Raw genomic sequence first — 25,086 nt, forward strand, 5'->3', positions numbered from 1 at the left:
AAATTGTTTTTTGCGGATCATACTCACTATTTTTAAATATAGTGAGTCTCGTCGGTGAGAGGACTATAGCCGGGCTACTCCATACCGCTCCACAAGGCTCTCACCCCTTCAAAGACGGATTTACAGTAGTAGCCCATGAGCTATAGTATGCCTAAAGGTACATAAAATATCATCATGGGCTTTAACCTACCGTCTCGCTTTGAATTGTATGTGAGAGTTGTGGACGAGACTCAATTAGTTAAATACCATTGGAATACAAATTAATATTCCACTACAAGTATAGATAGAATAGTTTTAATATCCAAAATTTGGTTATCAAATACTCAAAATTAGGATATTAACACCTAAGCAAATCAACTAAATCTTTAGGATTTTTGGGAATGGACGAAAAGGAATCATTGGGTAAATATATACAACGACGACTAAGAGAAAGAGGTATCGAGGATAAAGCCGTTGCCGATATTCTTAATCTGTCCGTTAAGACCGTTCCCAAAATTTATAAACAATCTGAAATACCCAGCGACCGTATTGCAAAAATCAGCATATTGTTAAATGAGAATGTCTATTTACACTATTACGGTAGTAAAGAACCACTGAAATCTATCTTAAACCAAAACACCCAAGAATTAGAGCAAAAGGTTTCCAAATTAGAGGCGCTAATTGAACAACACACCAAAACGATAGACGATAAGGATCATATCATCGAACTTCAAAATAAACTTATCGCTGAATTGGAGGAAAAACTATCTAAAAGAGATACTTAAAAAACATTACAATACAGGACAAGGGCGAGTTAAAAAAACTCGCCTTTTTCTTTTTTAGCCCCTACCAGATAGTATAAAATTCAAAGCTGTCTCCGTTCAAATTCTTCGAGAAGTCCTCTTTTATCCAGCATCGCCAACAGATCGGCATACCATAGATAGGTGAAATCTTTTTTCTTTCGCAGATCGGGTAGCTTAATATCCATAATGTCGCCCAGCGTTTCCAACCCCATACGTTTTGCACGCTGTATAAACTCAACATCACTCTGGATTTGGGTTAGGAATATATCTGTTGATGTCATTTTTTAAATTAGATTACGTGGTGTAAATTAAAAATAAATATCCTATCATCCCAACTTTTTCAAGTCAAATGTGAAAGATGACGTTTCTATTTCTTAACGGCTGTATCACGGATTATATTACATTCTTTCCAATGCCAGACCATCCCCAAAGGTCTCCACATTTCTACCGCTTTTCCAGTCAATTCAGAACCTTTTCCCATAAAATACCGCACTTTTGAAAATTCCCAAAAACCCATTTTAACACCATTTAAAACCACTTTTTAACGCAAGGGTGAAACGTTTCTTTCACCCCCTTACACTGTTTTTGCGTTGGCCCGTTTTCGTGCTTTGTACCCGAATGGAAGAATAAATCCATCGGGAAGAATGAAGTACACGGAACTGGCAACGCTGCTGAAAAATGCAGCCGAACAAGGAACAGCAAACGCAATCAAAGAAGAACAACCTGTTCCAGATCAGTTGACCAAAGCCGACGCTTACCGCCTGTATGGTCGTAGCAATGTAGATAGATGGCTCCGTGAGGGGCTGATCTCCAAACAACAACCTACCGACACTTCCCAAATCTTTTTTGACAGATCGGAACTCGAAGCCGTCGCTGCTTCGAGCAATCGGATCACCTACCTGCCCGTAGCGGACAGGTAAGCGCATCCGCTGCGATAGCGGAGCAAGAACGGTCTTTGACATCGAGGAGCGAAGCATTATCCTGCGAGGAACAGGAAATTTTGCGAAAGTGAGGTAAGCCGAAATACTCGGCGGTACCAATATGCTGAAAGCGCATTGGCAGGCAGTCGCCCGGTCCGTAGGGACTGACGTGAGTAGCTCCGACAACTTACCATAATCGGCAAGAGCGGATCATTTCGGGTTCGTTGCCCGTTGCCGGTTCCATTGGGAAATCCCTTTTCCCTTATCAGTAAACCATTAAACCCCAAAGAAGCCATGAACATACTATTGACACCGCTGCAATTGCAGACATTGCTTTCTTATGCTGCCGAAATGGGCGCAAAACTGGCCCTGTCCAAAACTGGCCATATCAGGCCGTACCTCAAAAAATCAGAGGCATTCAAACGGTACGGACGAAAAAACGTAGAGCATTGGATCGGTCTGGGACTGATTACCCCGCGAAAGGACGGCGACCACTCCGCAGCTTGGAGGATCGACCGCATGGAGATCGAAGCCGTGAGCAAATCCCGCCAGGCCATGCGCTACCTATAAACCTATCCATCACATCAAAAATATTCCTTATGACATTTAACAAAAGCAACACACCATCCAACGAAACGCCCAACCTCGTAGCCCTGCTCAAAGCATTGGGGCATGAACCAATATCAATCAATGGCGATGAATTTGGGTACGCCAGTGTGTTTGGAAATCGAACCAATAACAAAATAGTCCTAACGGTCAATCAACAATTTAAAAGCTGGTTTGACAGCTCACTTGGCAAAGGAGGCAACCTCATGGATTTTGCCCGTACCTATTGGCCCGATCTATCCCCTGAACAGATCGAAGAAAAACTTCGGGAGATACAGACCCAATCAGCTAAGAAAGATAGACCCCTACGTAAACGAAAAGCAACCAAGATACCCGATTATCGTGTCGCCCGTACCCGCCCTTTGGGATACAACAATGAGGTTACCGATTTTCTGATGGAAAGCGGCCTTTGGGAACTCGCCGATCTGAACATCCGGGAAGTCTATTATTATGTCACTGACCAAAAGGGGAAGCGCAAGGACTTTTGTGCCGCTGGTTGGTTGAATGAAAACGGAGGCTGGGAAGTCCGCGCCCAAAATTATACAGGCTGTATCGGTACAAAAGGAATGACCTTTAATTCGGGTAGCCGCTCCGTGCTTGCCATATTCCCCGAATACGTGGACTATCTAAAAAAGCGGAATGACAAGCATCTACAATACGCATCCGTGCTTATACTGAACCATCCCGAATTTTTATCCGCAGCGCTGAAACGTGCCAGCCATTTTGAAAAGGTACTGTTCTATGTCGATGACACGAGGATCGGGTACCAATCAGCGAAAGAAGTATTCACGGACAAACTACCGCATACCGAAGTTATACCCCTTTAATTATCCAATCCCTGCTTATGTCAAAATATGTAAATGTGGACGACCTGCGGGAAATCCCAATTTCGGATTTCCTCGCCCGGCTCGGCCACCATCCAGTGCGGAAAACGGGCAAGGAACTATTTTACCACAGTATGCTAAGGGAAACCAAGCAAGATACACCATCCCTTACGGTATGGGATGAGGGTGGAAAATGGATTGACCGAGGTGGCCCGAACTCAACGGGCATACAGGGCGGTAGTATCGTCCAGCTCGGCCTTGCCTATTGGCCCCAGCTCTCCTTTGTCGAGGTACTGAACAAGATAAAGGACACCTGCGATATGCAGGTATCCATGATACCAGCTTATAAACCCGTCAAGTCCCCTAATGAACAAGAGCAGAAAGGATACACCTTTGAACTCGTGCGAACACAGCCAATCGGCAGAAACTTTGTCCTGACCAAATACCTCGAAGAACGTGGGATATTGGACGTTGCACATGGACACCTGCACGAAATCTATTACAGAAACCGTCTTGACAACGAAAATAAAAATATCTTCTATGCCATTGGCTGGAAGAACGATCAGGACAATTGGGAATTTACCAATGCCAAAGGTTTCAAGAGCAGTATCGGCAAGAAAGGTATATCCGTGATCCCCGGCAATCCAGACCATGCCGTTCTCTTTGAGGGATATATGGACTACCTAAGTTGGCTCAAAGTAAACCGCCCAGATCCTACGCCTACCGCCATTGTCCTAAATTCCATTGTCCAATTGAAGAATGCCATCGAACGTGTCAAGAGCATATCCATCGTGGACGTGTATTTCGACAATGACGATCCCGGCCGCAACTGTACCCAAAGACTGATCGAAGCCGTACCACAGGCCAAAGACCGTTCCGGTGTTTATGGGGCATACAAAGATTACAACGATATGCTAAGGGCTGCCCTAAATGGGCAGGAATTACAGCACCAACGGGCGGGCCCCAAGCGTTGATTTTTTGAGGGGTCGAAATCGGTTATTCAGCTATATAGATAACTGGATATAGGTATATACCGATAGCTATCTATATAGCCATCCCGATATACAGATATTCATATATCCCGATATACAGCTATGCAGATAAGATATCCATATATCCAGATAGGTAGCGATATGGATATATGGATATACGACCGATTGAAATGTATTTTATCAATCGGCCATCCCCGCACCTATATGCGAAAAATACCCACAAAACCCACTTTTTTGCCCCTTGCGGTATAACCCCTGTTTTTTGTTTTGTATTGTGCAAGTTGTGTTTTTGTACGTACGGCTTCGTACCTCGGCCGTACCCACAAAAACCAACTTGCCCCGGAACAGCCCGGCTCCGATGGAACGGGTCTGTACCAGGGTAGGAAAAAGGTCGCAACTCCCTTTTTCTCCTGCATAGCGCACCATATCGTCGCTACGCGACGAAACATCCATAAACCATTAAAACCATCACCATGCTAAGACACGGTAGCCTTTTTTCGGGCATCGGCGGTTTTGACATCGCCGCTTCATGGATGGGTTGGCAAAACGTTTTCTCATGCGAGAAAGACCCATTCTGCCGAACAGTTCTCAAACATTATTGGCCTAATACAACACACTATGAAGACATCTACGATTTTCGGGCAGCTCACTATCGAGGACATATCGACATCATCAGCGGAGGTTTTCCGTGCCAACCGTTCAGTCAGGCCGGACGGAGAAAGGGGGCGAAAGATAACCGTTACCTCTTCCCGGAGACTATCCGAATTATTAAGGAAGCACGGCCGGAGTGGATCGTTCTTGAAAACGTTACTGGACTGTTCACCATTCTCCAGCCCGATAGTCTTTCTGAAATGGAGATCAAAGCGGTTGAGCTTTTTTGTCAGGACAGTGAGCAACCTGCAACAAGTACCATTATCCGACTCCAACAACGGGTTATCGGAAACATCATTTCAGAAATCGGGTCAGCAGGATACGTACTTCCGACACTTGAAGACGGCACACCAATCGTTTTGTGTATTCCGGCTGCTGCCGTTGGCGCTCCACACCAACGGGATCGGGTTTGGTTTGTTGCCCACGCCAACGGCCACCGAGATAAGCAATATAAAAACAACGATGGAACAGGCACAGGACAGAAGAAGGCTAAAGGACAGGAAGAACGAGCGGGGCAACGGCGGTCAGGTTTCCCTGACGGATTTTTTGCATTACCACGCCCTGATCTCCCTTTGGACACCGACCGAGGAAATAGCCGAGAGGATGCCCAACGAAATACAGAAGCGTTTGCTAAAAGTGCTGCCGACAGCGGAGCAGATCGATGGCACGACATTCCCTTATGGACGGGATGGCCAAGTGAATCCCCGTTTTGTGTCCGAGATGATGGGCTTTCCGAGAAACTGGACGGAATTACCTTTCCTGCATGGCGAGCAGAAAGCATAAAAGCCTACGGCAATGCTATCGTTCCGCAGGTCGCCCTTGAAATCTTTAGGGCAATACAATCTGTCACCCTGAACCACCAAGCACCATGACAAACAGAAAAGGAAACCGAAAACCTACAGCCCATGAACAGCGTACCCGACGTTTTGAGCTCCGGTTGAGCGAAGCGGAACACGCACAGTTTCTCGAACTTGAAAAAGCGCTGGGCCTAAGCCGTGCGGACATCGTGCGTATCCGTGTGCTCCAACATTCCAAAAAGATGCTGGTCAATACCACCGAAATCATGAGACTGCTGGACGGTATCGGCACAGAGATCGGCCGATCCGGTAACAACATCAATCAATTGGCGAAACATGCCAATACCCTCAGGCAACAGGGAATGCTGCACGCTGTCCTTATTAGTGACCTTATCCCTTTGCTTACCGAATATGTCAGATTGCAAAGGGAATTGGAACAGTCCATCCGGCAGCTTATTCGATTGATAAGGGGGCAGACATGATCGTCAAGATACTTGACCCGTCAACCACGTTCAAAGGGGTGCGTTACAATACGAACAAAGTAGACAAGGACAAAGGCGAACTGATGAAAACAGCAAATTTCGGTGCCTTGCAGGCCCTGCAAAATCTCCGCCCGGAAGATTACGTCAATTATCTGGAAGCCCAATCCGCAGCCAGTAAACGGACGAAATACCCGCAGCTCCACGCCGTGATTTCCTGTAAAGGGCGGTCCCATAGCAAGCAACAACTTACAGCTATCGCCGAACAATGGCTGAAAGGAATGGGCTACGGCCAGCAACCTTACCTCTTGGTATTCCATAAGGATACGGCGAACAACCATATCCATATCGTTTCCACACGGGTAGACCGGGACGGCAAGAAAATAAACGACAGCTTCGAGAAAATCCGTGCCTACGAGGTATTGAACCGTATCGTCGGCGTGGACGAAAAACAGGAGATCGACAAGAACATCGAAAAAGCATTGAGCTATGGTTTCTCCACACGGGCGCAATTCATGATGATACTTGAAGCGCAAGGGTATTCCCTTAAACTTTCCGACGGGATATACCAGATCAGCCGTTACGGCAAAAGACAAGGCGCGGTCCCTTCGGAACAGGTGGACGCCAAAATCGGCGCATTCAGTAAAGACATTGATCGGTTGGCACAGCTCCGAGCAGTCTTTGCCAAGTACCGTGGCCAGTACGATCCGGCGGTCGTCCATCTTACGGCCCCGCTTCCCGGTAATAGATCGTCCTCACCATCGGGCTACACGTCTGCAATGGCGCAGATGCTATCCGACAAATTCGGGGTACAGATCATATTCCACGGTAAGGACGGAAAACCGCCATACGGTTATACCGTCATCGACCATTCGAAAAAAATGGTCTATAAGGGCAAAGACCTCATGCCGTTGGCAGAATTTATCGCACCGTCGAAAGACAGTACCGAAATATCGGCCAAAGCAGAAACTAAAGCGGACAGAGCGGAACAAAACGAAAAGGAACAGAAAACGCCGTCCGAAGAAACCGCTACCTATACCGATCATGTACAGGGAGCATCGGAACAATGGATGCCAAATATCCAGATCGACATTGCCGACGACATCGACGACGAGGCGATCCACGGCCGTAACCGGAGGCGTAAGCGCAAGGCACGGACGAATACCCGTTGACGACACCCTTTAATCAACAATACCATTAAACCCACGCACTATGCTCATATTAATAGGAAACCAAAAGGGCGGAGCAGGGAAAAGCACGCTCACCCTGCTGCTCGCCAACTACCTGACCCAGCAACAGGAACGACGGGTTACGATACTTGACATGGATTACCAGCAATCACTTTCCGCCAAAGCCGAGAAAGCAAAAATCTTGGAAAATGAACCGCTGTACGAGATCGTACCCGCAGACCTTGGCCATTTTCCGGCAATGCAACGGAAGTTGAGGAAGTCACGGAACGAAATCGTACTGATAGACCTGCCGGGCAAGATGGACGACGATGGGTTGATCCCCATATTTGCCGCCGCCGATGCGGTGATCTGTCCGTTTGCCTTTGACGAATTTTCGGTGGATTCCACATTGCTGTTTGCAATGGTCATCGGCAGGATCAACAAGCGGGCGCCCCTGATTTTCGTGCCGAACCGTATCAAGAACACCGTCAAGTACGAAACACGGACGGAAGTCGAAAATGTCCTGCGTGGTTTCGGTACGGTCGCACCCGGTCTGCCAGACCGAATAGACTTCCAGCGGGTAAATACATTCCAGACACCGATCATCCTATATCCCGTTATCCTGCCGCTCTTAGACCTGATCTATGAACAGTACATTGCTAAGGAGGAACCATTATGAGCGGAATAAAAAGCCTTGCCGACGAGCTTCGGGATTCCATGCGGAAAGGGAAACCGCCACAGTCAAATGAAATTCCCTCGGCAGAAGCACCAAAGGACACGCCAAAGAAAAAAACGGAAACGCTGGAACGCCTGTTTGAAAGTATCCAAAACCATGAGCTGACCGGACGTGAACGGTTACTGATCCGTTTGGACGACAAAACCCTTTTTCTGCTCAAACAACTGAAAGTTGCCAAAGGTATCGACATGACCAAGATCATATCCTACAGCCTGCACCAATTTCTAAAAACCCATCCCGAACTGACCGGATACATCAAAGAACACATTAAAACCCTTGATCTATGAACTGGACACAATTCCTGCTCGGCGTTATCGCCATCTATGGCATTTACTATGCCCTAAACGTACTGTATGACCTGTTTATCCACCGCCGTGCTCCGAGCGCCGCCGACGGAGGAAACGAATTGACATTTGATGAAGATTCGCCGCCCGAAAGGGTTATCCCCGAACCATCCAAAAGAAAAAACGAACCTATGGTAACCGAGGGGAAACCCGTTATCTCGTCCGGCCCCCTGCAATCCACAGGAGGCATAAACCTAAAGCAGCTCGTATCGCTCATGCAAAACGACGTGGTCGAGTACACCAAAGCCATCCCTTATTAAATCCATTATGCGACCAATCCGCTTTGTGGCAGTATTCCTTACTGTCATTTTTTTTGCCCTGTACGGGGCCGCCCAGCCCGGCCTTGCCGAATTTAGGGAAGTGCGCAAGGAAGTCAATACGTGGTACTACAACTTCTCTGACCTTGCCTTTGTCATCGGTGCCGTGTGCGGACTGCTCGGCGGACTTAGGGTGTACAGCAACTGGCAGTCCGGCAAGCACCACATCGATGCACAGGTCATGGGATGGTTCTTTTCCTGCCTTTTCCTATCGCTTGTCGGTGCCGCACTAAAGGCCCTTTTCGGGGTAAACTAACAATCCAATCATTTTTCATTCACTTTTTATCCATTATCTCTATGACAGTAAACACTAAAAAACTGTTTGCAATGGCCGCGCTTTGCCTTTCGGCGGCCCAATCAACATTCGCACAAGGTGGGACAGTTGGTATCGATGCCGCCACATCATCATTGACCAGCTACGTAGACCCCATTTCGACGCTCATTCTGGCCATCGGCGCGGTCGTCGGGCTCATTGGGGGAATACGGGTGTACATCAAGTGGAACAGCGGAGATCAGGACATCAATAAAGAGTTGATGTCGTGGGGAGGTTCCTGCCTGTTCTTGGTACTCGTGTCGGTGGTCATCAAAGCGTTTTTCGGCGTATGACACACGGGCGTTATCCAATCTATAAGGGGCTGCAAAAGCCCCTTATTTACCGCGGTTTCAAGGGCAAGTTTATCTATTGGGGCATAGGTTCGCTTATCGGTGGTCTGGCCCTCGGTGGACTTATCGGCGCACTGACCAACCTGATCCTGGGCGGCTTTGCCACCCTTGCCCTGATGGGTGCAGGACTTGCCTATACATTCATGAAACAGGGTAACGGTCTCCATGACAAAACCCGCCACCGAGGCGTATTTATCCACCCCGTCCATTTATCGATCAGCTATGAGAACAGAAAGAAAGACAGCCTTTGAAATGCCCTACGTGGGTATTGACCATTATCAGGGCATGTCCATACTGTACGGCGACCGTGGCGATTTTTCAGTCGTGATGCGACTGACCAATCCCGTCTTACAGTATGGCGCCGATCCCGAAGCCTATACCGCTTTCCAACAGGTATTGCTTAACGTCATCAAGATACTTGGCGAGGGGCATATCATCCAAAAGCACGACGTATTCATCAAACGGAAATACCAGCCCAAACCTGCAACCGAGTTCTTGGAACAGAAATACCAAGAACACTTCAAGGGTCGGGAATATACCGAGATCAGAACCTACCTGACCGTTACCCGTCTGGTCAAAAAAGGGGCATTCTACACCTATGACAAAAAAGTGCTGGCCACTTTCGGGCAGAACATGGCCAAAGTATCTGACCTGCTTTCCGGCGCCGCACTTAACCCCGCATACCTCACCGAAGCGGAAATAAACCGTTTTGTAAACAGGGTGCTCGCCGTGGAGTTTGAGCAGCCGCACATCACGTTGGACAATCTCCGTTGTGCAGACCGTGAGTTACGGATCGGTGACCGGGCCGTCCGCTGTATCAGCATGGTCAACACCGATTCGGTTGACCTGCCCGAAAAGGTCGGAACCTTTACGGCCAAAAATGAAACGAACGGTATGCGTGATTTTCCGGTGGACAACCTGTTTTTCCTGCACCATGTTCCCGGTTATCGTACCATTATCTATAACCAATTATTGGAGATACCCAGCCAACAGATCACGCTCGGAAAACTTGAAGTAAAACGCAAAAGGCATTCGAGCGTACCCGATCCGGCCAACCTCATGTGCGTGGAGGACATCGACCGTTTACTGGTGGACGTGGCACGCGACAACCAGCTATTGGTAAATGCCCACTATTCCATGATCGTATGTGCCGATACGGACAAGATCGACAAAACTGCCAATTTTATCGAAGCCGCCCTGTTCCAACAGGGGATTATCCCATCACGCAATGCCTACAACCAATTGGAACTGTTCCGCTGTGCCTTGCCGGGCGTTGGCGTGGAACTGAAAAAGTACGATTGGTTCCTGACGACCGCCGATGCCGCCCTCTGTTTCTTTTTCAAGGAACGGCTACCGACCGACGAACCCTCGGAGTTTCTGCTAAGGTTTACCGACCGTCAAGGGGTGCCCGTGGCACTCGACCCATCGGATTTGGTTATGAGGACAGGCCGTATAAAAAATCGCAATCGCTTCGTGTTAGGAGCATCGGGTACGGGTAAGAGTTATTGTATAAATAATATCGTCCAACAGTACCTGCAATACAACATGGACGTGGTGATCGTGGACGTGGGGCATTCCTATTCCGGTCTTTGCAGCACCTATGGGGGCAAGTACATCACCTATTCGGAGCAAAAGCCCATCACGATGAACCCCTTTGCGATCAGCGAGGAAGAATACAACATCGAGAAAAAGGATTTTTTGATAACGTTGATCTGTCTGCTCTGGAAAGGTTCGGAGGGTACGGTGACCACTGTCGAGCGAGACGTAATTTCCAATGTCATTTCAGCCTATTACGCCCATCATTTCGATAAGGCCATCGAAGAACGGGTAGACAGGTTGGACTTCAATTCCTTTTATGAATTTGCCGTTCGGAAAATCCCCGATATAAGGAATGAAGAAAGCATCGCTTTTGACGTGGAAGAATTTCGGTTTGTATTAAAGAAGTTTTACAGAGGTGGTGAATACGAAGCGATTCTGAACGAGGATGCCGACCAATCGCTGTTCAACGAACGGTTCATAGTTTATGAAATTGACAACATACAAAATAATAAGACGCTCCTTCCAATCGTAACGCTGATAATAATGGATCTGTTCGTGCAAAAGATGCGCCACCGGAAGAACCGCCGGAAAACACTGATCTTGGAGGAAGCATGGCGGGCCATTTCCTCGCCAATGATGGCGAATTTCCTTTTATACCTAAACAAGACCGTACGGAAGTTCTGGGGGGAAATCATCGAGGTGACACAGGAAATCAATGACATTATCGGCAACCCCATTATCAAGGACAGCATCATAAACAATTCGGACACCATTATCCTACTGCAACAGAACGAGGCCGATTTTAGAAAGGTCGCCGAATTGCTCTCCATCAATGAGGCCGAACAGAAAAAGATTTTCACGATCAACCGACTTGATAACAAAGAGGGGCGCGCCCGTTTCAACGAGTTTTATATCCGTCGGGGAAATGTCGGGGAAGTGTACGGCGTGGAGGTCAGCATTTACCACCATTTGGCGTTCACCACCGAAAAACCCGAAAAAAGCGCCGTGGAGATTTACGCCAAACATCATGGCAGCTACCCAAAAGCCCTAACGGCGTTCGTGTCCGACATGGAAAAGAGCGGTCTTTTATTGGGCGATTTTGTGCAAAGGGTAAACGAGAACAACGCACCCGTTGAAACACAAAGAGAATATTTTAAACCTGATTTTACATGAAGCGAATTATTGCAATAACGATCCTGTCCCTTGCTGTTTTCTACGCAAGGGGACAGATTTACATCGACCCCGCCGTGGCAGCCGCGACGGGCGTCCATGCCGGAGTGATGAACAGCCAGCTCAATGACGTGAATGACAATCTCACGCTTATCCAGCGGGGACAGCTCGCCGTAACAGGGCAGCTCGTGATCGTGAACGATTTGCAGGACAAGATTTACAAAGGGCTGAGCGAAGTGTCCGGCGTTGTCCGTTCCCTGCTGACGGTAAAGGACATTGCCAGCATTTCCCTTGACATCGTTAACGACGTGGAAAAGGCAATGAACATCGCAAGGGGAAATCCGGTACTCCTGCTATTTGCCGAAGCGGGCGCACGGGAATTTAAGACACGGGCGACCAACCTGTCCGCCGAGGTCAGCGCTTTTGTGCTGAAAGGCGGAAAGGATAACCTGATGGATGCGGGAGAACGGGCAAAACTGCTCAACCGGATACGTACCGAATTGACCATCCTGCGAGGCGTGGCCTTTGGGATGCACAGAAGTATGTATTGGGCGAAACAGCGCGGTATCCTTAACTCCCTCAATCCGTTTTCCGGTTATATCAATATCGACAAACAGATTGCCGATGACATTATCCGTAATTCAAAATTGCTCAAACGATGAGATACTTTATCCTGACCCTCTTGCTTTTGGCCACCAGCTTGACCAGAGCAAATGCACAGCTCAATGTGGAACTGCTCCACCAATTGGTCGAACACAGCAAAGATGAATACGACCGCCAGATCACCGCAAGAAACAGACAGGCCATTACCTCGGCCAACGAGGAAGTAAACCGGGAGGAAACGGCAAAACTCAAAACCCGCTATCGGCAGCTGCACAGCCGTTTTCAGGTTTTGGGAACAGCATTGCAGGGGCTTAGTATGGGGCTTGAATCCGCCCCGATCGTAACCGAGATCATAAACCAACAAAAGAGGATTATAGGCATTGTTTCCACACACCCCGAATTTCTTTTGCTTGCCATCGATGCAGAAAAAGATATGGCAGAAAAAGCCGTGCAGCTCGCACGCTACCTGACCGGACTTTTTATCAGTATCGGTGACCTCAACCAGATGAAAGCAAGCGACAGGAGAATACTTTACGGACACGTCCTGCAGGAGCTTCGGAAGATCGCAGGAACATCACGGGGACTTGCAGCTACCATGTACTATTCGATACGAAAAAAACTGCTCGATTCCCTCAATCCGTTTTCCGGTTATATCAATGAGGACAAGCGTATAATCGATAATATTTTAAGGCAATTGGAGGAATTTAAACCATGAAAACACAACTCATAATCCTACTGTTTATGTGTCTTTCAAAGATGACTTTCGCCCAAAGTTATGTGACGATCATCTATGATGCCAAGCATCTTGCCATCGTAAACGAAAACGGTGCAATCAGGTTGATTTCCGAACAGACCCATAACAATATGCTGGGCAACATCCGCGGACGGATCGACGATATTAACGTCAATCTTTCTTCCGTAGTGCTGGTGCAGAACATGATCCACCGATCATTGACCGAAGTGGATCGGGCATTGAAATCAGGTCGTTCCGCGCTCCATATTTCGAGGCTCGTACAGGACATCGCCACACACAGCACGAAGATGCTCGAAACTGCCAAAGGCGAACCGTGGTTGCTGCTCTTTGCCGAGGACGTCGCCCGCCAGCTCAAAGACAGGGGCATAAACCTTGCCGCCGAAGTATCCGACTTCGTGCTACAAGAGGGAAAAAACGTGCTGATGGACTACGAAAAAAGAGACTACCTCATGCGCAAGATCATTCTGGAACTGAAAGTAATCAGGGCATTGGTGTTCAGTATGGAAAGGTCAATGTATTGGGCGAAGATCAACGGTGTACTGAAAATGGCGAACCCATACCGAAACTTTATCAATACGGACAAACGCAAAGCGGACGAGATCATAAGGAACTATTATCTACTAAAGGACTGAACATGAAAACAAAATACATCACAGGGCTACTGCTGTTCCTATTTTCCATTACGGGAACGATGGCGCAGAACGTGAAGCGACAGACCGATAAACATATCGTAAACCAACAGGAACGCATGGTTCATAAGCAATGGGATCGAAAGAAGTTTACGCCGACCAAAGGTTTTTTGGGACTGAATTACCAATATTGGCTCACCTGGGCGTGGCACCCCAATTACCCCAAGACTGACCACCGACCGTTGAGCGGTACAGGCCCACAGACCTTGCGCATGGGTATGGTACTGGCCATGCAACAGACGGACGAAGCCTATAAAAAACACGCAGATACCATCCGAAATGTAGCGGTGACCGAAGCCCTCAATTATTCCGGTCTGGTCACGGATGCCGATCCCTTATGGCTTCTGTATTACCGCAGGGAATTTGGAAACCTTATCGACGGAACAGAGGCCGATCCACTCGCCGGACTTTCACCGGACGTCGGAGATTATTTGAGGAACAAAGGTCTATTGGAGTGGTACAGCGAAGAACGTGCGGAACTCAAAGAACGATTGGAAGCGACCCGAACGACCACGCTTGACCGAGGCAGCCGTATCATGGCCTATCACCGTTTACTTGGAGAACATAGGAAACTACAGTCCGCATGGGAAGCTAAAAAGAACTATGCCGCCAAATTCCTTTTATTGGCGGGGAGCCGCGACCGCCTGCAAAGCGATAACCCCGATCTGCCGGAGTTTTCTGGCGGTCGTTCCGACGTACAGATTGCGGAGGACATCCTAAAAAGAACCCAATAACCAAAATCAGATTACTTTATGGACTTTATGAACATGACGGGGCTAATGCCCCGTTTTTTATTGCAGGGAAATCCTGTAAATGTGCCCGATTCCTTTAAAGACACGTTCAATTTTTTACAGGGGAACGGTGTTTATGAGGAGGGTGTTATGCACTTTCTCAAAGGCATGAAAAACACGATATGGACGCACTTCGATACGTTCATAACCGATGCACAGGCCCTCGCCGCCATTTTCATGCTTATATTCTTTGCCATCAAATCATACGAAATGATGGCGGGCGACAAAAAAATGGAGATTATGCCTTTGTTACGCCCGTTCGGGCTGGTCATGGTCATTATCTGGTGGGGTACGTTTACCCGCGTATTGGCATACCCCACCGACATTGTGGCCGCCAAAACGGAAAGCCTGTTTGACAGCGGACAGATCGAGGTGAACAACCTACGCCTGCAACGTGCAAAACTCATGGTGGACGTTGCCGACCAACTGACCACCATACAGGCCGAAACAGAGATCGCCGAAAAAGAAGCGGATACGTGGTACGGTCAGGCATGGGATGCGGTTACCTCAACGGTAAAGGAGGGATTTGCTTCGGTATGGAACCCAATCGTTGAACTTAAAAACCGCATGCAAGTGGGGTTACAGCTACTGGCGACCTATACCTTAGAAACGTTGGCCGTTTGGGTATTGCGTATCTGCGTTTATATCATATTCATTATCCAGATCATCTATTCGACCATCCTTATCATATTAGGCCCGTTTAGTGTTGCCGTAAGTATCCTGCCTGCATTTAGGGATTCCTTTGGTACGTGGATCGCCCGGTTTATCGCCGTTAACCTGTATTCGGGCATTGCGTATCTGGTCATGCACGTAGCCAGCCTGTTCCAACAGTATGCAATGGAAGCCGAAATTACCCGCTATCAGCAGCTCCTTGAAAGTACGGGCGACACATTGGAGAAGATGGGCTGGTTTGCGGGAAACGGAATTTTGAGTTTCGGTATCGTCATCGTAACGTTCCTGATCGGAGGACTGACCATGCTCACCGTACCGAGCATCAGCACATGGATCGTATCGACATCCGGCATTACTTCGGCCGCAAGCACAATGGGACGCGGAGCATCCAATATGGGACGTGCCGCAAGAAAGATCATCGCCAAGTTTTAACCCTTTTACACACTTCATTTCATGATAATAAAAAATATCGAAGCCAAGATCAGGCTTGCCACCTTTATTGCAGGGGCAAGCCTGATCGTCGCCCTGCTCATGGTGGTGGCGGTATCTTTTTTTGCCTACAAACAGGTCGGCAATGCACGGAAATCCGTGTATATACTTGATGCCAACAATGTACCCATGTCCGCAAGCCAGACCGACGTAGAGGTAAACAGGCCCGTCGAATACCGGACTCATATCAACCTTTTTCATTCGCTGTTCTTTACGCTCGCACCAGACGAGAAGTTTATCGAATACCAGATGAAAAAAGCCATGTACCTAATCGATGAATCCGGTGCATTGCAGTACAACAACCTGCGGGAAAAGGGATTTTTCAATTCCGTGCTATCGTCCAGCTCCGTGCTCACCATCCAGACGGATTCCATCCATGTCGATCCGGTAAAGAAATACTTTAAGTTTTATGGCAAACAGACCATAGATCGACGCAGCTCTACCGTAATACGCTCGCTGGTCACCGAGGGTTATTTACGGGACCTTGAAATGCGCACGGAGAACAATGGCCACGGCGTACTGATAACCCGATGGAAAACACTCGAAAACAAAGACATCAGCTATGTTCAAAAAAATAACTTCTAACCGACCACCTGATACCACGTTGTGGGCAGCTGTTTACAAAGAATTTGGCAAATACATCGATGGGAGCATCATACGTACCAAACAGTTTCTTGAAGCCCAGCCACGGGCGGTATTTTCTGCAATGGTGGTAAGCATCCTCGTTTCTGCCAGTTGCTTTCTTTTTCTCCCAAAGGAAATGCCCAAGAAAGAACCCTTACAACTGTCCGTGCAACAACCCCTAATGGACGGAATGGGCGGTATTGTTACCACCGTTTCAGCTTTAAAGGAACTGCTTGAAATCCGTACCGTCCTTGACACGCTTATGCAAAAGGAAAGTTTGGACAGTGCCGACAGCCTGTTGATGGAAAGTGCCATCGACAGGATGCAGATACTCGAAAAGCGACTTGCCGAAGCAAACAGACACCATAATTCACCCTAATACAATCCAACAAACATGAAAATCAATTTCAGACAACCGCGCTATGTGCTGCCCCTCATAGTGCTGCCTTTTCTATGCCTGTTTTTTTACGTCTACCAAACAGGTTTTGCAAAGGAAGAAGCACCCCAGCAAGAGGGCGATCCCTTACAGGGACAGATTGCCGAAGTATCGGAGGACGTGAAGAACCGCGCGCTATCCGACAAACTTGCCGCCTACCGTGAGCAGTACCGACGTGGTGATGGCTATACGGCCATAGGCCAGTTACAGGAAGAAAGAGCCGAACAATTCCGTTTTGATGAACTCTACAACGAGGAAGAAAAGCGCAGACTTGATTCCATCGAGCGGGCGCTAAAAAATCAGCGATCTGTTTCCGTTAACGGAGATTCGGAAAATGACGACCAAGACCGGGCATTGCAACAGGCCCTGTCCTCATTACAGCGAAAACCCGAACCGACCAAAGCGGAACCGGACAAGACCGATCCGATGGAACTTTTTCGCAAACAGATGGCCTATGCGGACAGTATGGCAAGGGCGAATGACCCCGACCAGCAGGCTGCCCGCAAGGAACGTGAACGCATGGAGGAAGCGAAAAAAGAACTCGAAAATCAGCCCCGTCTTACCGTTTCCAAATACGGTACAGGTCAAGGAGCATTCAACACCATCCGCCCCGAAAGCAACAATACTTTCATACAGGCCATCATTGACGAAAACATAACGGGTTATGCCGATTCCCGTCTACGGATACGGCTTATGGATGACCTATTGGTCGGCCAGCACATCGTTAAGAAAGGTACGCACGTATTTGCAAGGATTTCCGGTTTTTCAGGACAACGGGTGCTGCTCACCATCACTTCCATTATGCACGAAAACAACATATTGCCCGTCCGGCTGGAAATCTACGACAATGACGGTTCCCCCGGACTGTACGTGCCCGCGTCGGCATTCAGGGAATTTAGCCGCGAGCTTGGCGGTAACACCACACAGGGAATTACCCTGCAACAACAGGCCGAGAACAACAGCCAGTTGGTGATGAGCGCCATTCAGCGGATGTTCCAATCCACAACGACCGCAGTATCAAAGCATATTCGGAAGAACAGGGCTAAACTGAAATTCAATACGATGGTGTACCTCATCGATCCCCAGGCACTCCGCCAAAACCAACAGAACTACAAACAGTAAAACCACTTTAAGATTTCACCATGAAAAAGAGACATCATTTTCTTATCCTTTTCCTTTTATGTTGTATCGGATATTCCGCACACAGTCAACAGGCTACGGATACCCGGTTAGGAACACTTCCCGAACTAAATCTGCACCGTGGCCACACGGTGCATATCCTTTCACCCGAACCCATCCAATACGTTGACATCGCTTCGCATCATGTGTCGGGCGACCTGCCCCTTGAAAACGTGTTGCGGATCAAATTGAATGAGGACACCACGCAGACAGAACACCTCGATTATGAACTCGGAACAGTTACCATTGTTGGCGATAACTTCGTGGCGCAATACCGCCTAACTGCCCCATTATGGGTTAATGACGAGAGCATTCCGGCCATGCTGGAAATCAAACCGGAACACACCCGGCCTTTGGAACTTTCGGAAATCGGATTGAGCCGTAGCAATATGAAAAACCTTGCGCTCGGCCTACTTACAAAAAGTGCTCACAATCCTGTACGAAGCACAAAGGAATACGGTGTAGGCATTGTACTTAACGGTATCAGCACATTGGGCGATTATATCTTTCTTGACGTATCATTTACCAATACCTCAAACCTTTCTTACAATGTGGATGAACTCCGGTTTTTCATTGAGGACAAGAAGATCACCAAAGCAACGAACGTGCAGACCGTGGAAATCAAACCCTTGTGGCAATACCAGCCACTGACGGAGTTTAAGAAAAGACACCGCAATGTGTTCGTACTAAAAAAGGCCACCTTTCCCGGCAGTAAAGTACTTCGGGTAACGCTCACCGAAAAACAGATTTCCGGCCGTACGGTCAACCTAAAAATAAAATACGGAGATATTCTGAAAGCCGACACCTTTTAGGTCGGCTGTATCAAATCTTTGAAAATCAACAATCATGGAAGACCGCCGTAAGGCAGCCCACCAACCATTAAAAATCCAATTATTATGGAGGAACGGCGAAGCCCTCCTTCCAGCCGATAAAAAACAAGTTTTTTATGGAAGAAACCAAAGAGCAACAGGGGCTTTATCGCTCCCTGCAATTTGGCATATACCTATCCGTCGTCCTCGAAGTCTTTCTTTTTTTCTATGTAGATAGCTTCCTCTTGACAGGAACAACCGATAACGGGTTGTTCCTGTTTGCGGAGAGACTTTCGAGGGTGCCGTTTTATGCCGAACTGATAAACAGCAAACTCTTTACACTCGTGCTGATCTGTCTGGTCTCCGTTGGAACATTGAGCCGAAAGAAAAAAGACCTCAATCCCAAGACCCAGATCGTATATCCTTTGGCATTGGGGATGCTTATCCTTTTTTCAGGTCTATGGTTGCAGGGGCGTGAAGCAGCCCCAATATGGCAATCGGTAGGTTGGTACGACATCGCCTATGTCACGAGTGCTTTTGCGGGAGCGATCTTGGTACACATGGCAATGGACAATGTATCCAAGATCATAAGCTCCAATTTGGGAAAGGATCGCTGGAACGTCGAAGAAGAATCCTTTATGCAGCCGACCCAGCCCGTCGTAAGTCCGTATGCAATCAATATTCCGACCTTGTTCTATTACAAAGGAAAAGTCCGTAGAGGGTATATTTTAATTGAAAATATTTTTAGGGGCCTGCTTCTTTGCGGGGTTCCGGGCAGTGGAAAATCGTTTGGGATCATCATGCCAATCATCCGCCAAATGCTGGCCAATTCGTTCACCATGTGCCTATACGATCTGAAATACCCCGATCTCGGCAAAATTGCCTATTATCATTACCTGCTTGCCAAGCAGAACGGTCGGTGCAAGAATTACCGCTTCCATGTTATCAATCTCAACGATCCGGCAAAGAGCAGACGGGTAAACCCTTTGAAACGGGAGTACCTTAATACCCTTGCAGATGCTTCGGAAACGGCCGAAGCACTCGTTGAAGCGTTGAAAAAGGGAGACAAAAGCGGGGGTAGCGACCAATTCTTTACGCAGTCTGCGATCAACTTCCTTGCCGCCTGTATTTACTTTTTCAGTAGCTATCAAGATGGACGCTATTCCAGTCTGCCCCATGTACTTGCCTTTCTTAATCTGTCGTATGAACAGATTTTTGCGGTGCTGTTCAGTAACGGGGAGCTTGCTTCCCTTTTGTCGCCGTTCATGTCTGCCTACAAGGCGAAATCGTACGATCAGTTGGAGGGGCAAGTGGGTACCCTCAAAATCTTTATCAGCCGAATGGCCACCAAAGAGACGTTCTGGGTTTTCGGTGCGGATGATTTTGAACTACAGGTCAGCAATCCCAAACACCCCGGTGTTCTGGTGCTTGCCAATGACCCGCGAACCCAGAGCATCAACTCCGCTTGCCTGTCGGTGGTGCTTAATCGGGTGACCAAACTTATCAATACGAAAGGCAATTTACCCATCGGTTTAGTGGTGGATGAGGCCACAAGCCTCTATATTCACCGTGTTGACCTATTGGTGGCACAGAGCAGATCCAATTTTTCCGGGGTGGTCTTGGGGCTTCAGGAGTTGCCTATGTTACGCCAACAATACGGTAAGGAAACGGCCGAAACGATCACGTCAATCATGGGTAATGTACTGTCCGGTGCGGTCAGGAGCAAAGAAACTTTAGAGTGGCTGGAACGTCTGTTTGGCAAGGTCAAGCAGACGGGAGAAAGCCTAAGCATCGACCGTACGAAAACCTCGCTATCCCTGAATGAAAAACTTGAACCGTTGATACCCGCCGGAAAGATAGCATCATTAAAAGCGGGTGAAATTGTCGGCATCGTTGCCCGTGATACGATGGAAACCTATACGGGCAAATACGAGACCACCGCGGTAAACTGCCGCGTCAATCTGGATATGGAAGCCATCAAAAAAGAAGAAGCAAATTATCGGGAACTGCCGACCTATTACGACTTCGGTGATCGAAAAGAAGAAATCCTATTGGACAATTTTTTCCGTATCAACAGGGAGGTTGAAGAAATCGTCGAACAGTTTATTCCCATGAACGATGACGATCAAATTCTCCAACCAAAGGGTACCATGAACCCGGTATTTAAAAAGTAAAAAAGCTTAATCCCCCTCTTAATTAAACATAAAACTATGGAAGAATTACATGGCCAATTGGTTTTGGTGAACCCGCAATTGACATACGATCCCTATCTCCGCCAAAGTCAAATAGGGGTTATTACAGATACAAGACTAAAAAAAGATGAAATCACCGTCGCCTTTGGAGATGGTAAAAAAAGCCTTTATGCTACGGATGCACTTTTGGTATTGAAACCACAGGAAGAACTATACACCCTTGCCAAGAGCAGCTTCAAAAAACTGGACGAAAAAGATTTTGTCACCCTTATGGAAATTGATGACCGTCTGCGAAACGGATCAATTAACGCGCTTGCACAGGCGCTTGAAATTGCGTTAAACAACCAAACGATTTTATCATTAAGCACGATTCCGCTACAAGAGAAATTACGACGGTCGGTTGACCAAGATCAAGGTCATGAGAAGCAAGAGGCAGGGAGGGCCAGATGATTACTATAAAAAAAGCCCTTACCAAAATATTGGTTATGTCGCTCGTTTTTGCCATTCCGATAGGAACGAAAGCACAACTGTCAATTTCCCTGCCGTTATCCGATCTTACGGTGACTTCTCCTTTTGGTTGGCGTACCCACCCGGTAACAGGAAAATCAGATTTTCACAACGGTGTTGACTTTGCCGCCCGTTCCGATCCCGTTTTCAATGTACTTGACGGTTGGGTTAAAGAAACCGGAAAACATAAGTTACTCGGCAAGTACATACGCATAGTACACGGCGAAGTAGAAACCATTTACGGGCATCTTTCCAATATACTCGTTTCACCGCGCGACACGGTTATAGCGGGACAGCCTATCGCCATCACTGGAAGCACGGGCAGGGTAACGGGAGAACACCTGCATTTTTCGGTGAAATTCAACGGTAAATTCCTTGACCCTTTGAAATTCCTACGCAGGATAAAAGAACAATCAGATCAATCCTTAAACATCGAATAATATGGACTATCATTTAAGATCACTGCAACAAAAATTAAGTGTTCTGGCCAGTGGTGAGGACATTGGACTGACACCAGCGGAAGCGGCCATTTATGGCGTGGAATACGCCGACGAATGGCCAGACGACGAATCCCCGGAGGTGGACGAAGATGAGTAGCAAAAATTCAAAATCCCTGCATGAAATAGTTGCGGAGAACATCATCAAGAAACTTGAACAGGGTACGGCACCGTGGCAGAAGCCGTGGAACAGCAACAGTCCAGCCTTTGAACTGCCCTATAATGCGATTACGGGTAACCGTTACAAAGGGATTAACAGCCTGTCGCTGTTATCGTCAGACCGGGAAGACCCGCGTTGGATGACGTTCAATCAAGCTTCCGCAAAAGGTTGGAAAGTGCGAAAGGGAGAAAAAGCATCCCTGATCCAATTTGTCAAGACCCATGAACTTGTTACCAAAAGAGACGAACAGGGCAAGCCGATTTTAGATGAACAGGGTAAACCCGTAAAAGCCAAAGTAGGTCTGAACCGGGCAATCATTACCAGCGCATGGGTATTCAATGCGCAGCAGATCGATGGCATCGAACCTTTGGTAAAACCCGACGTAAAGCAATTCCAATGGGACGCTATCCAACGGGCAGAGAATATCATTCAGGCTTCGGGAGCAGAGATAACCCACAAATCAGGAGATCGGGCCTATTACAGTCCGGCACTCGACAGTATCACCATGCCCATGCGGGAACAATTCGACGCATCGGATAAGTATTATGCCACGCTGCTCCATGAGCTCGGCCATTGGACGGGACACAAAGACCGTCTGGACAGAAGTATGGTTGACAGTTTTGGCACAGAGGGTTATGCCCGCGAGGAACTCCGTGCCGAAATCGCTTCGATGCTTATCGGTCAGGAACTCAACATAGGCCATGATCCTGGCCAGCACGTTGCCTACGTGGAAAGTTGGATACAGATATTGCGTGACACACCTTTTGAAATACATGCCGCCGCTGCCGATGCCGAAAAAATCCTTAATTACCTTTTGGCATTTGAGCAAAAAAGGGAAATCAAAGCTGCCGCAAATATTCAGACCGAGGTACAGGCCGATGCAAGACCACAAAGGACAAAAGAAAGCAGCCTGTCCATAGGTGATGAAATTGCCTATAACAATACCGTCTACAAAGTGCAAGGTCATCTGAAACGTGGCCGTATGCGTGTGGAAGACTTAACTACAGGAAATATTTTCCCCCTGTCGAAAACTGATCGGTTATACGGTTCACTGCTCCACGCCAAACAGCATCCCGATGCTGTTAAGGTAAGTGAAGACCTGCAACGCCCGGTACATGCCGAAAAGGAGGCTGTTGCCGCCTATGGTATCAGAAGATAAAATCTAAAACTTAACAAACAATTACATCATGAAATATCCCATCAACGAAAATGAAATGCCCCTAAGTGAACTTGAAAAATTGGGGCTTTACAAAGACGGAGGGTTCAGCATCAGTCCGGAGAATATCGATGCCCTGCTTGCAGGGAGAAGAACCGATATGTTGAGCATGGCAGGTCTGAACATCGACGGGCTTGCCATCCGTCAACTGGATGCAAAGCTATCCCTTAGCCGGAATGAGCTCGGCGATGTCCAGCTAAACATACATCCAATTTACCGAGAACCGCAATGGCATCCATTATTGAGCGAGGACGAGGAAAAAGCCCTGATCGCAGGAGAACAGCACGTAGTCAGCAAGGAACAGGACATTGACGGTAATAAAAAGAAGAAAGTCATCATTGAATATGACGACTTGACGAGGGAATTTATAGCGTATGAACCCGAAGAAGTGCAAGCCCCAATCCGAGTAAACGGCGAAGAACTTTCGGAAAAGCAACAGGAGGCTTTCCGCAACGGTGAAGTGGTGGAGCTCACAGATGGAACCAAAATCCAGCATTCGGCAACGGACAACAAGGGTATCCGTTCAGACCGAAAACGGCTCATCCTATCGGTGCTTTTGGACGGCGGTATATCTTACTTGGTTTTCCGAGGTATCAATAACCTAAAAGGTAGGTTTGAACCGCAGAGCGAGGGATATAGTGAAGGATATAACCGCGCATTGACCGATATAATGATGGCCGATAAAAAACAAAAAGACAAAGGCAACGAGAAAACCGTTCAAGACCTCGTGCTAAATCTCCGTGATAAACAGGAAAGCAGAAGCTACGGACGTGGCGTTGCGAGGTAATGGTATTTCTCCGATTAAAGTCCGAAGTACGGAACTTCTTTGCACCACATATCAATATAGTCGAGGATAACATTCAGTTTCCTTATACATTAGGAAATCAGGTATTGGCCCAAGAACATTGGAATGAAAACGGTGTCCGTATTCCTGTCTGTAAAGGTATGTGGTTGGTGACGGACGGCTTGCCTGTATCCGTCACCCATCTTTTTATCGGTCATTCAGCAAGCGATCTGTTGTGCTTTTGCCATTATCACCCCAATTGGGTTAATCCGTCCTGTTTGAGTGCATTTGCTTCATTGGGTTTATTACCAACTAAAGAACAATTTACTTGGCTTAAAACCCTATTCCCGAACGCTAAAATACATGCCGTATTCGATAGGGGAATAAGTGGCCGTGTAGCTGATTGCAAAGTGGCAACGTGGCAACTCGGTAAAAATGCAAGGTTTAGTCTGGCCGATGACTACGGAGAGTTTTATTACAACAAAAAGAAATGCCGTATTCCGGTCAATATTTTTTCATTGAGCCGCTTTGAAAAATTATCCGGTATCCGTTCGGGTATCCGAACCCATAAACCAAAGGCGCCATTTGAAACGTTCTATCAATCCTTTACGAATATGGGCTAATCCCTACCAACCCACCCGAACCCCTGATCCTTAATTGGGTCAGGGGTTTTTGTACCGTGTAAGTTATAGCAA

32 protein-coding genes are annotated in these 25,086 nt (G+C 47.6%); 31 read left to right on the forward strand and 1 reads right to left on the reverse strand.

Annotation, left to right across the window (positions count from 1 at the left end):
* Window positions 1-380 precede the first annotated feature (380 nt).
* The gene (locus FGL37_RS02105) at window positions 381-764 is read left to right on the forward strand and encodes a hypothetical protein (protein ID WP_028069959.1); all 384 of its coding nucleotides are present in this window, start codon (window positions 381-383) and stop codon (window positions 762-764) included.
* Window positions 765-844: 80 nt separating this feature from the next.
* On the opposite strand, the gene FGL37_RS02110 is transcribed toward FGL37_RS02105, so the two are convergent.
* Window positions 845-1,063, reverse strand: a complete 219-nt coding sequence (locus FGL37_RS02110) for a hypothetical protein (RefSeq protein WP_028069958.1) — start codon at window positions 1,061-1,063, stop codon at window positions 845-847.
* 363 nt (window positions 1,064-1,426) lie between these two features.
* Between FGL37_RS02110 and FGL37_RS02115 the strand changes: the two genes are divergently transcribed.
* The 30 genes from FGL37_RS02115 (at window position 1,427) to FGL37_RS02255 (ending at window position 25,014) form a co-directional block, all read left to right on the forward strand.
* The gene (locus FGL37_RS02115; RefSeq protein WP_037533307.1) at window positions 1,427-1,702 is read left to right on the forward strand and encodes a hypothetical protein; all 276 of its coding nucleotides are present in this window, start codon (window positions 1,427-1,429) and stop codon (window positions 1,700-1,702) included.
* Between the two features lie 294 nt (window positions 1,703-1,996).
* On the forward strand, window positions 1,997-2,272 hold the full coding sequence (locus FGL37_RS02120) for a hypothetical protein (RefSeq protein WP_028069956.1): 276 nt from the start codon (window positions 1,997-1,999) through the stop codon (window positions 2,270-2,272).
* Window positions 2,273-2,301: 29 nt separating this feature from the next.
* Window positions 2,302-3,135, forward strand: a complete 834-nt coding sequence (locus FGL37_RS02125; protein WP_028069955.1) for a DUF8464 domain-containing protein — start codon at window positions 2,302-2,304, stop codon at window positions 3,133-3,135.
* Between the two features lie 17 nt (window positions 3,136-3,152).
* Window positions 3,153-4,106 (forward strand): DUF8464 domain-containing protein, encoded by a 954-nt coding sequence (locus FGL37_RS02130; protein WP_028069954.1) that lies wholly within the window; start codon window positions 3,153-3,155, stop codon window positions 4,104-4,106.
* Window positions 4,107-4,657: 551 nt separating this feature from the next.
* Window positions 4,658-5,647, forward strand: coding sequence for a DNA cytosine methyltransferase (locus FGL37_RS02135; protein ID WP_407695581.1), 990 nt, complete (start codon window positions 4,658-4,660; stop codon window positions 5,645-5,647).
* The gene (locus FGL37_RS02140; protein WP_051606882.1) at window positions 5,644-6,054 is read left to right on the forward strand and encodes a ribbon-helix-helix domain-containing protein; all 411 of its coding nucleotides are present in this window, start codon (window positions 5,644-5,646) and stop codon (window positions 6,052-6,054) included. The genes FGL37_RS02135 and FGL37_RS02140 overlap by 4 nt, the downstream gene beginning before the upstream one ends.
* On the forward strand, window positions 6,051-7,223 hold the full coding sequence (locus FGL37_RS02145; RefSeq protein ID WP_037533301.1) for a relaxase/mobilization nuclease domain-containing protein: 1,173 nt from the start codon (window positions 6,051-6,053) through the stop codon (window positions 7,221-7,223). The genes FGL37_RS02140 and FGL37_RS02145 overlap by 4 nt, the downstream gene beginning before the upstream one ends.
* 40 nt (window positions 7,224-7,263) lie before the next feature.
* Window positions 7,264-7,899, forward strand: a complete 636-nt coding sequence (locus FGL37_RS02150; RefSeq protein WP_028069951.1) for a ParA family protein — start codon at window positions 7,264-7,266, stop codon at window positions 7,897-7,899.
* Complete coding sequence (locus tag FGL37_RS02155) at window positions 7,896-8,243, forward strand: hypothetical protein (protein WP_028069950.1); 348 nt, start codon at window positions 7,896-7,898, stop codon at window positions 8,241-8,243. Before FGL37_RS02150 ends, FGL37_RS02155 begins: the two co-directional genes overlap by 4 nt.
* Window positions 8,240-8,560 carry a hypothetical protein gene (locus FGL37_RS02160; RefSeq protein ID WP_028069949.1) on the forward strand — a complete coding sequence of 107 codons (321 nt, stop codon included), beginning with the start codon at window positions 8,240-8,242 and terminating at the stop codon, window positions 8,558-8,560. Before FGL37_RS02155 ends, FGL37_RS02160 begins: the two co-directional genes overlap by 4 nt.
* A 7-nt stretch (window positions 8,561-8,567) precedes the next feature.
* Window positions 8,568-8,873, forward strand: coding sequence for a DUF4134 family protein (locus FGL37_RS02165; protein ID WP_028069948.1), 306 nt, complete (start codon window positions 8,568-8,570; stop codon window positions 8,871-8,873).
* 41 nt (window positions 8,874-8,914) lie between these two features.
* Window positions 8,915-9,223, forward strand: coding sequence for a DUF4134 domain-containing protein (locus FGL37_RS02170; protein WP_028069947.1), 309 nt, complete (start codon window positions 8,915-8,917; stop codon window positions 9,221-9,223).
* Window positions 9,220-9,531 (forward strand): hypothetical protein, encoded by a 312-nt coding sequence (locus FGL37_RS02175; protein WP_028069946.1) that lies wholly within the window; start codon window positions 9,220-9,222, stop codon window positions 9,529-9,531. Before FGL37_RS02170 ends, FGL37_RS02175 begins: the two co-directional genes overlap by 4 nt.
* The gene (locus FGL37_RS02180; protein WP_028069945.1) at window positions 9,503-11,992 is read left to right on the forward strand and encodes a TraG family conjugative transposon ATPase; all 2,490 of its coding nucleotides are present in this window, start codon (window positions 9,503-9,505) and stop codon (window positions 11,990-11,992) included. Before FGL37_RS02175 ends, FGL37_RS02180 begins: the two co-directional genes overlap by 29 nt.
* A complete protein-coding gene (locus FGL37_RS02185; protein ID WP_028069944.1) occupies window positions 11,989-12,651 on the forward strand; it encodes a hypothetical protein in 663 nt (220 codons plus the stop codon). The genes FGL37_RS02180 and FGL37_RS02185 overlap by 4 nt, the downstream gene beginning before the upstream one ends.
* Complete coding sequence (locus FGL37_RS02190; RefSeq protein ID WP_051606880.1) at window positions 12,648-13,307, forward strand: hypothetical protein; 660 nt, start codon at window positions 12,648-12,650, stop codon at window positions 13,305-13,307. The genes FGL37_RS02185 and FGL37_RS02190 overlap by 4 nt, the downstream gene beginning before the upstream one ends.
* Window positions 13,304-13,978 carry a hypothetical protein gene (locus FGL37_RS02195; protein ID WP_028069943.1) on the forward strand — a complete coding sequence of 225 codons (675 nt, stop codon included), beginning with the start codon at window positions 13,304-13,306 and terminating at the stop codon, window positions 13,976-13,978. Before FGL37_RS02190 ends, FGL37_RS02195 begins: the two co-directional genes overlap by 4 nt.
* Window positions 13,979-13,980: 2 nt before the next feature.
* Window positions 13,981-14,769, forward strand: a complete 789-nt coding sequence (locus FGL37_RS02200) for a hypothetical protein (protein WP_051606878.1) — start codon at window positions 13,981-13,983, stop codon at window positions 14,767-14,769.
* 18 nt (window positions 14,770-14,787) lie between these two features.
* Window positions 14,788-15,930, forward strand: coding sequence for a TraJ family protein (locus FGL37_RS02205; protein WP_232048618.1), 1,143 nt, complete (start codon window positions 14,788-14,790; stop codon window positions 15,928-15,930).
* Window positions 15,931-15,951: 21 nt separating this feature from the next.
* Entirely contained in the window at window positions 15,952-16,572 is a 621-nt protein-coding gene (traK, locus tag FGL37_RS02210; protein ID WP_028069941.1) for a conjugative transposon protein TraK, read from the forward strand.
* Window positions 16,550-16,990: a hypothetical protein gene (locus FGL37_RS02215; protein WP_028069940.1), complete on the forward strand. Its 441-nt coding sequence runs from the start codon at window positions 16,550-16,552 to the stop codon at window positions 16,988-16,990. Before traK ends, FGL37_RS02215 begins: the two co-directional genes overlap by 23 nt.
* A 15-nt stretch (window positions 16,991-17,005) precedes the next feature.
* Window positions 17,006-18,169 carry a conjugative transposon protein TraM gene (gene traM / locus FGL37_RS02220; protein WP_028069939.1) on the forward strand — a complete coding sequence of 388 codons (1,164 nt, stop codon included), beginning with the start codon at window positions 17,006-17,008 and terminating at the stop codon, window positions 18,167-18,169.
* A gap of 20 nt (window positions 18,170-18,189) precedes the next feature.
* Window positions 18,190-19,038 (forward strand): conjugative transposon protein TraN, encoded by an 849-nt coding sequence (gene traN, locus FGL37_RS02225; protein ID WP_028069938.1) that lies wholly within the window; start codon window positions 18,190-18,192, stop codon window positions 19,036-19,038.
* 134 nt (window positions 19,039-19,172) lie between these two features.
* Entirely contained in the window at window positions 19,173-21,209 is a 2,037-nt protein-coding gene (locus FGL37_RS02230) for a type IV secretory system conjugative DNA transfer family protein (protein WP_028069937.1), read from the forward strand.
* 36 nt (window positions 21,210-21,245) lie between these two features.
* Window positions 21,246-21,677 (forward strand): hypothetical protein, encoded by a 432-nt coding sequence (locus tag FGL37_RS02235; protein WP_028069936.1) that lies wholly within the window; start codon window positions 21,246-21,248, stop codon window positions 21,675-21,677.
* Between the two features lie 35 nt (window positions 21,678-21,712).
* A complete protein-coding gene (locus FGL37_RS02240; RefSeq protein WP_051606876.1) occupies window positions 21,713-22,174 on the forward strand; it encodes a M23 family metallopeptidase in 462 nt (153 codons plus the stop codon).
* 1 nt (window position 22,175) lies between these two features.
* Window positions 22,176-22,331 carry a hypothetical protein gene (locus FGL37_RS25320; protein WP_157739352.1) on the forward strand — a complete coding sequence of 52 codons (156 nt, stop codon included), beginning with the start codon at window positions 22,176-22,178 and terminating at the stop codon, window positions 22,329-22,331.
* The gene (locus FGL37_RS02245) at window positions 22,324-23,550 is read left to right on the forward strand and encodes an ArdC family protein (protein WP_028069935.1); all 1,227 of its coding nucleotides are present in this window, start codon (window positions 22,324-22,326) and stop codon (window positions 23,548-23,550) included. Before FGL37_RS25320 ends, FGL37_RS02245 begins: the two co-directional genes overlap by 8 nt.
* A 28-nt stretch (window positions 23,551-23,578) precedes the next feature.
* A complete protein-coding gene (locus FGL37_RS02250) occupies window positions 23,579-24,394 on the forward strand; it encodes a DUF4099 domain-containing protein (protein WP_037533297.1) in 816 nt (271 codons plus the stop codon).
* Window positions 24,394-25,014 carry a hypothetical protein gene (locus tag FGL37_RS02255; protein ID WP_028069934.1) on the forward strand — a complete coding sequence of 207 codons (621 nt, stop codon included), beginning with the start codon at window positions 24,394-24,396 and terminating at the stop codon, window positions 25,012-25,014. The genes FGL37_RS02250 and FGL37_RS02255 overlap by 1 nt, the downstream gene beginning before the upstream one ends.
* Window positions 25,015-25,086: the final 72 nt, after the last annotated feature.

The organism is Sphingobacterium thalpophilum, from assembly GCF_901482695.1.
Taxonomy (GTDB): Bacteria; Bacteroidota; Bacteroidia; order Sphingobacteriales; family Sphingobacteriaceae; genus Sphingobacterium; species Sphingobacterium thalpophilum.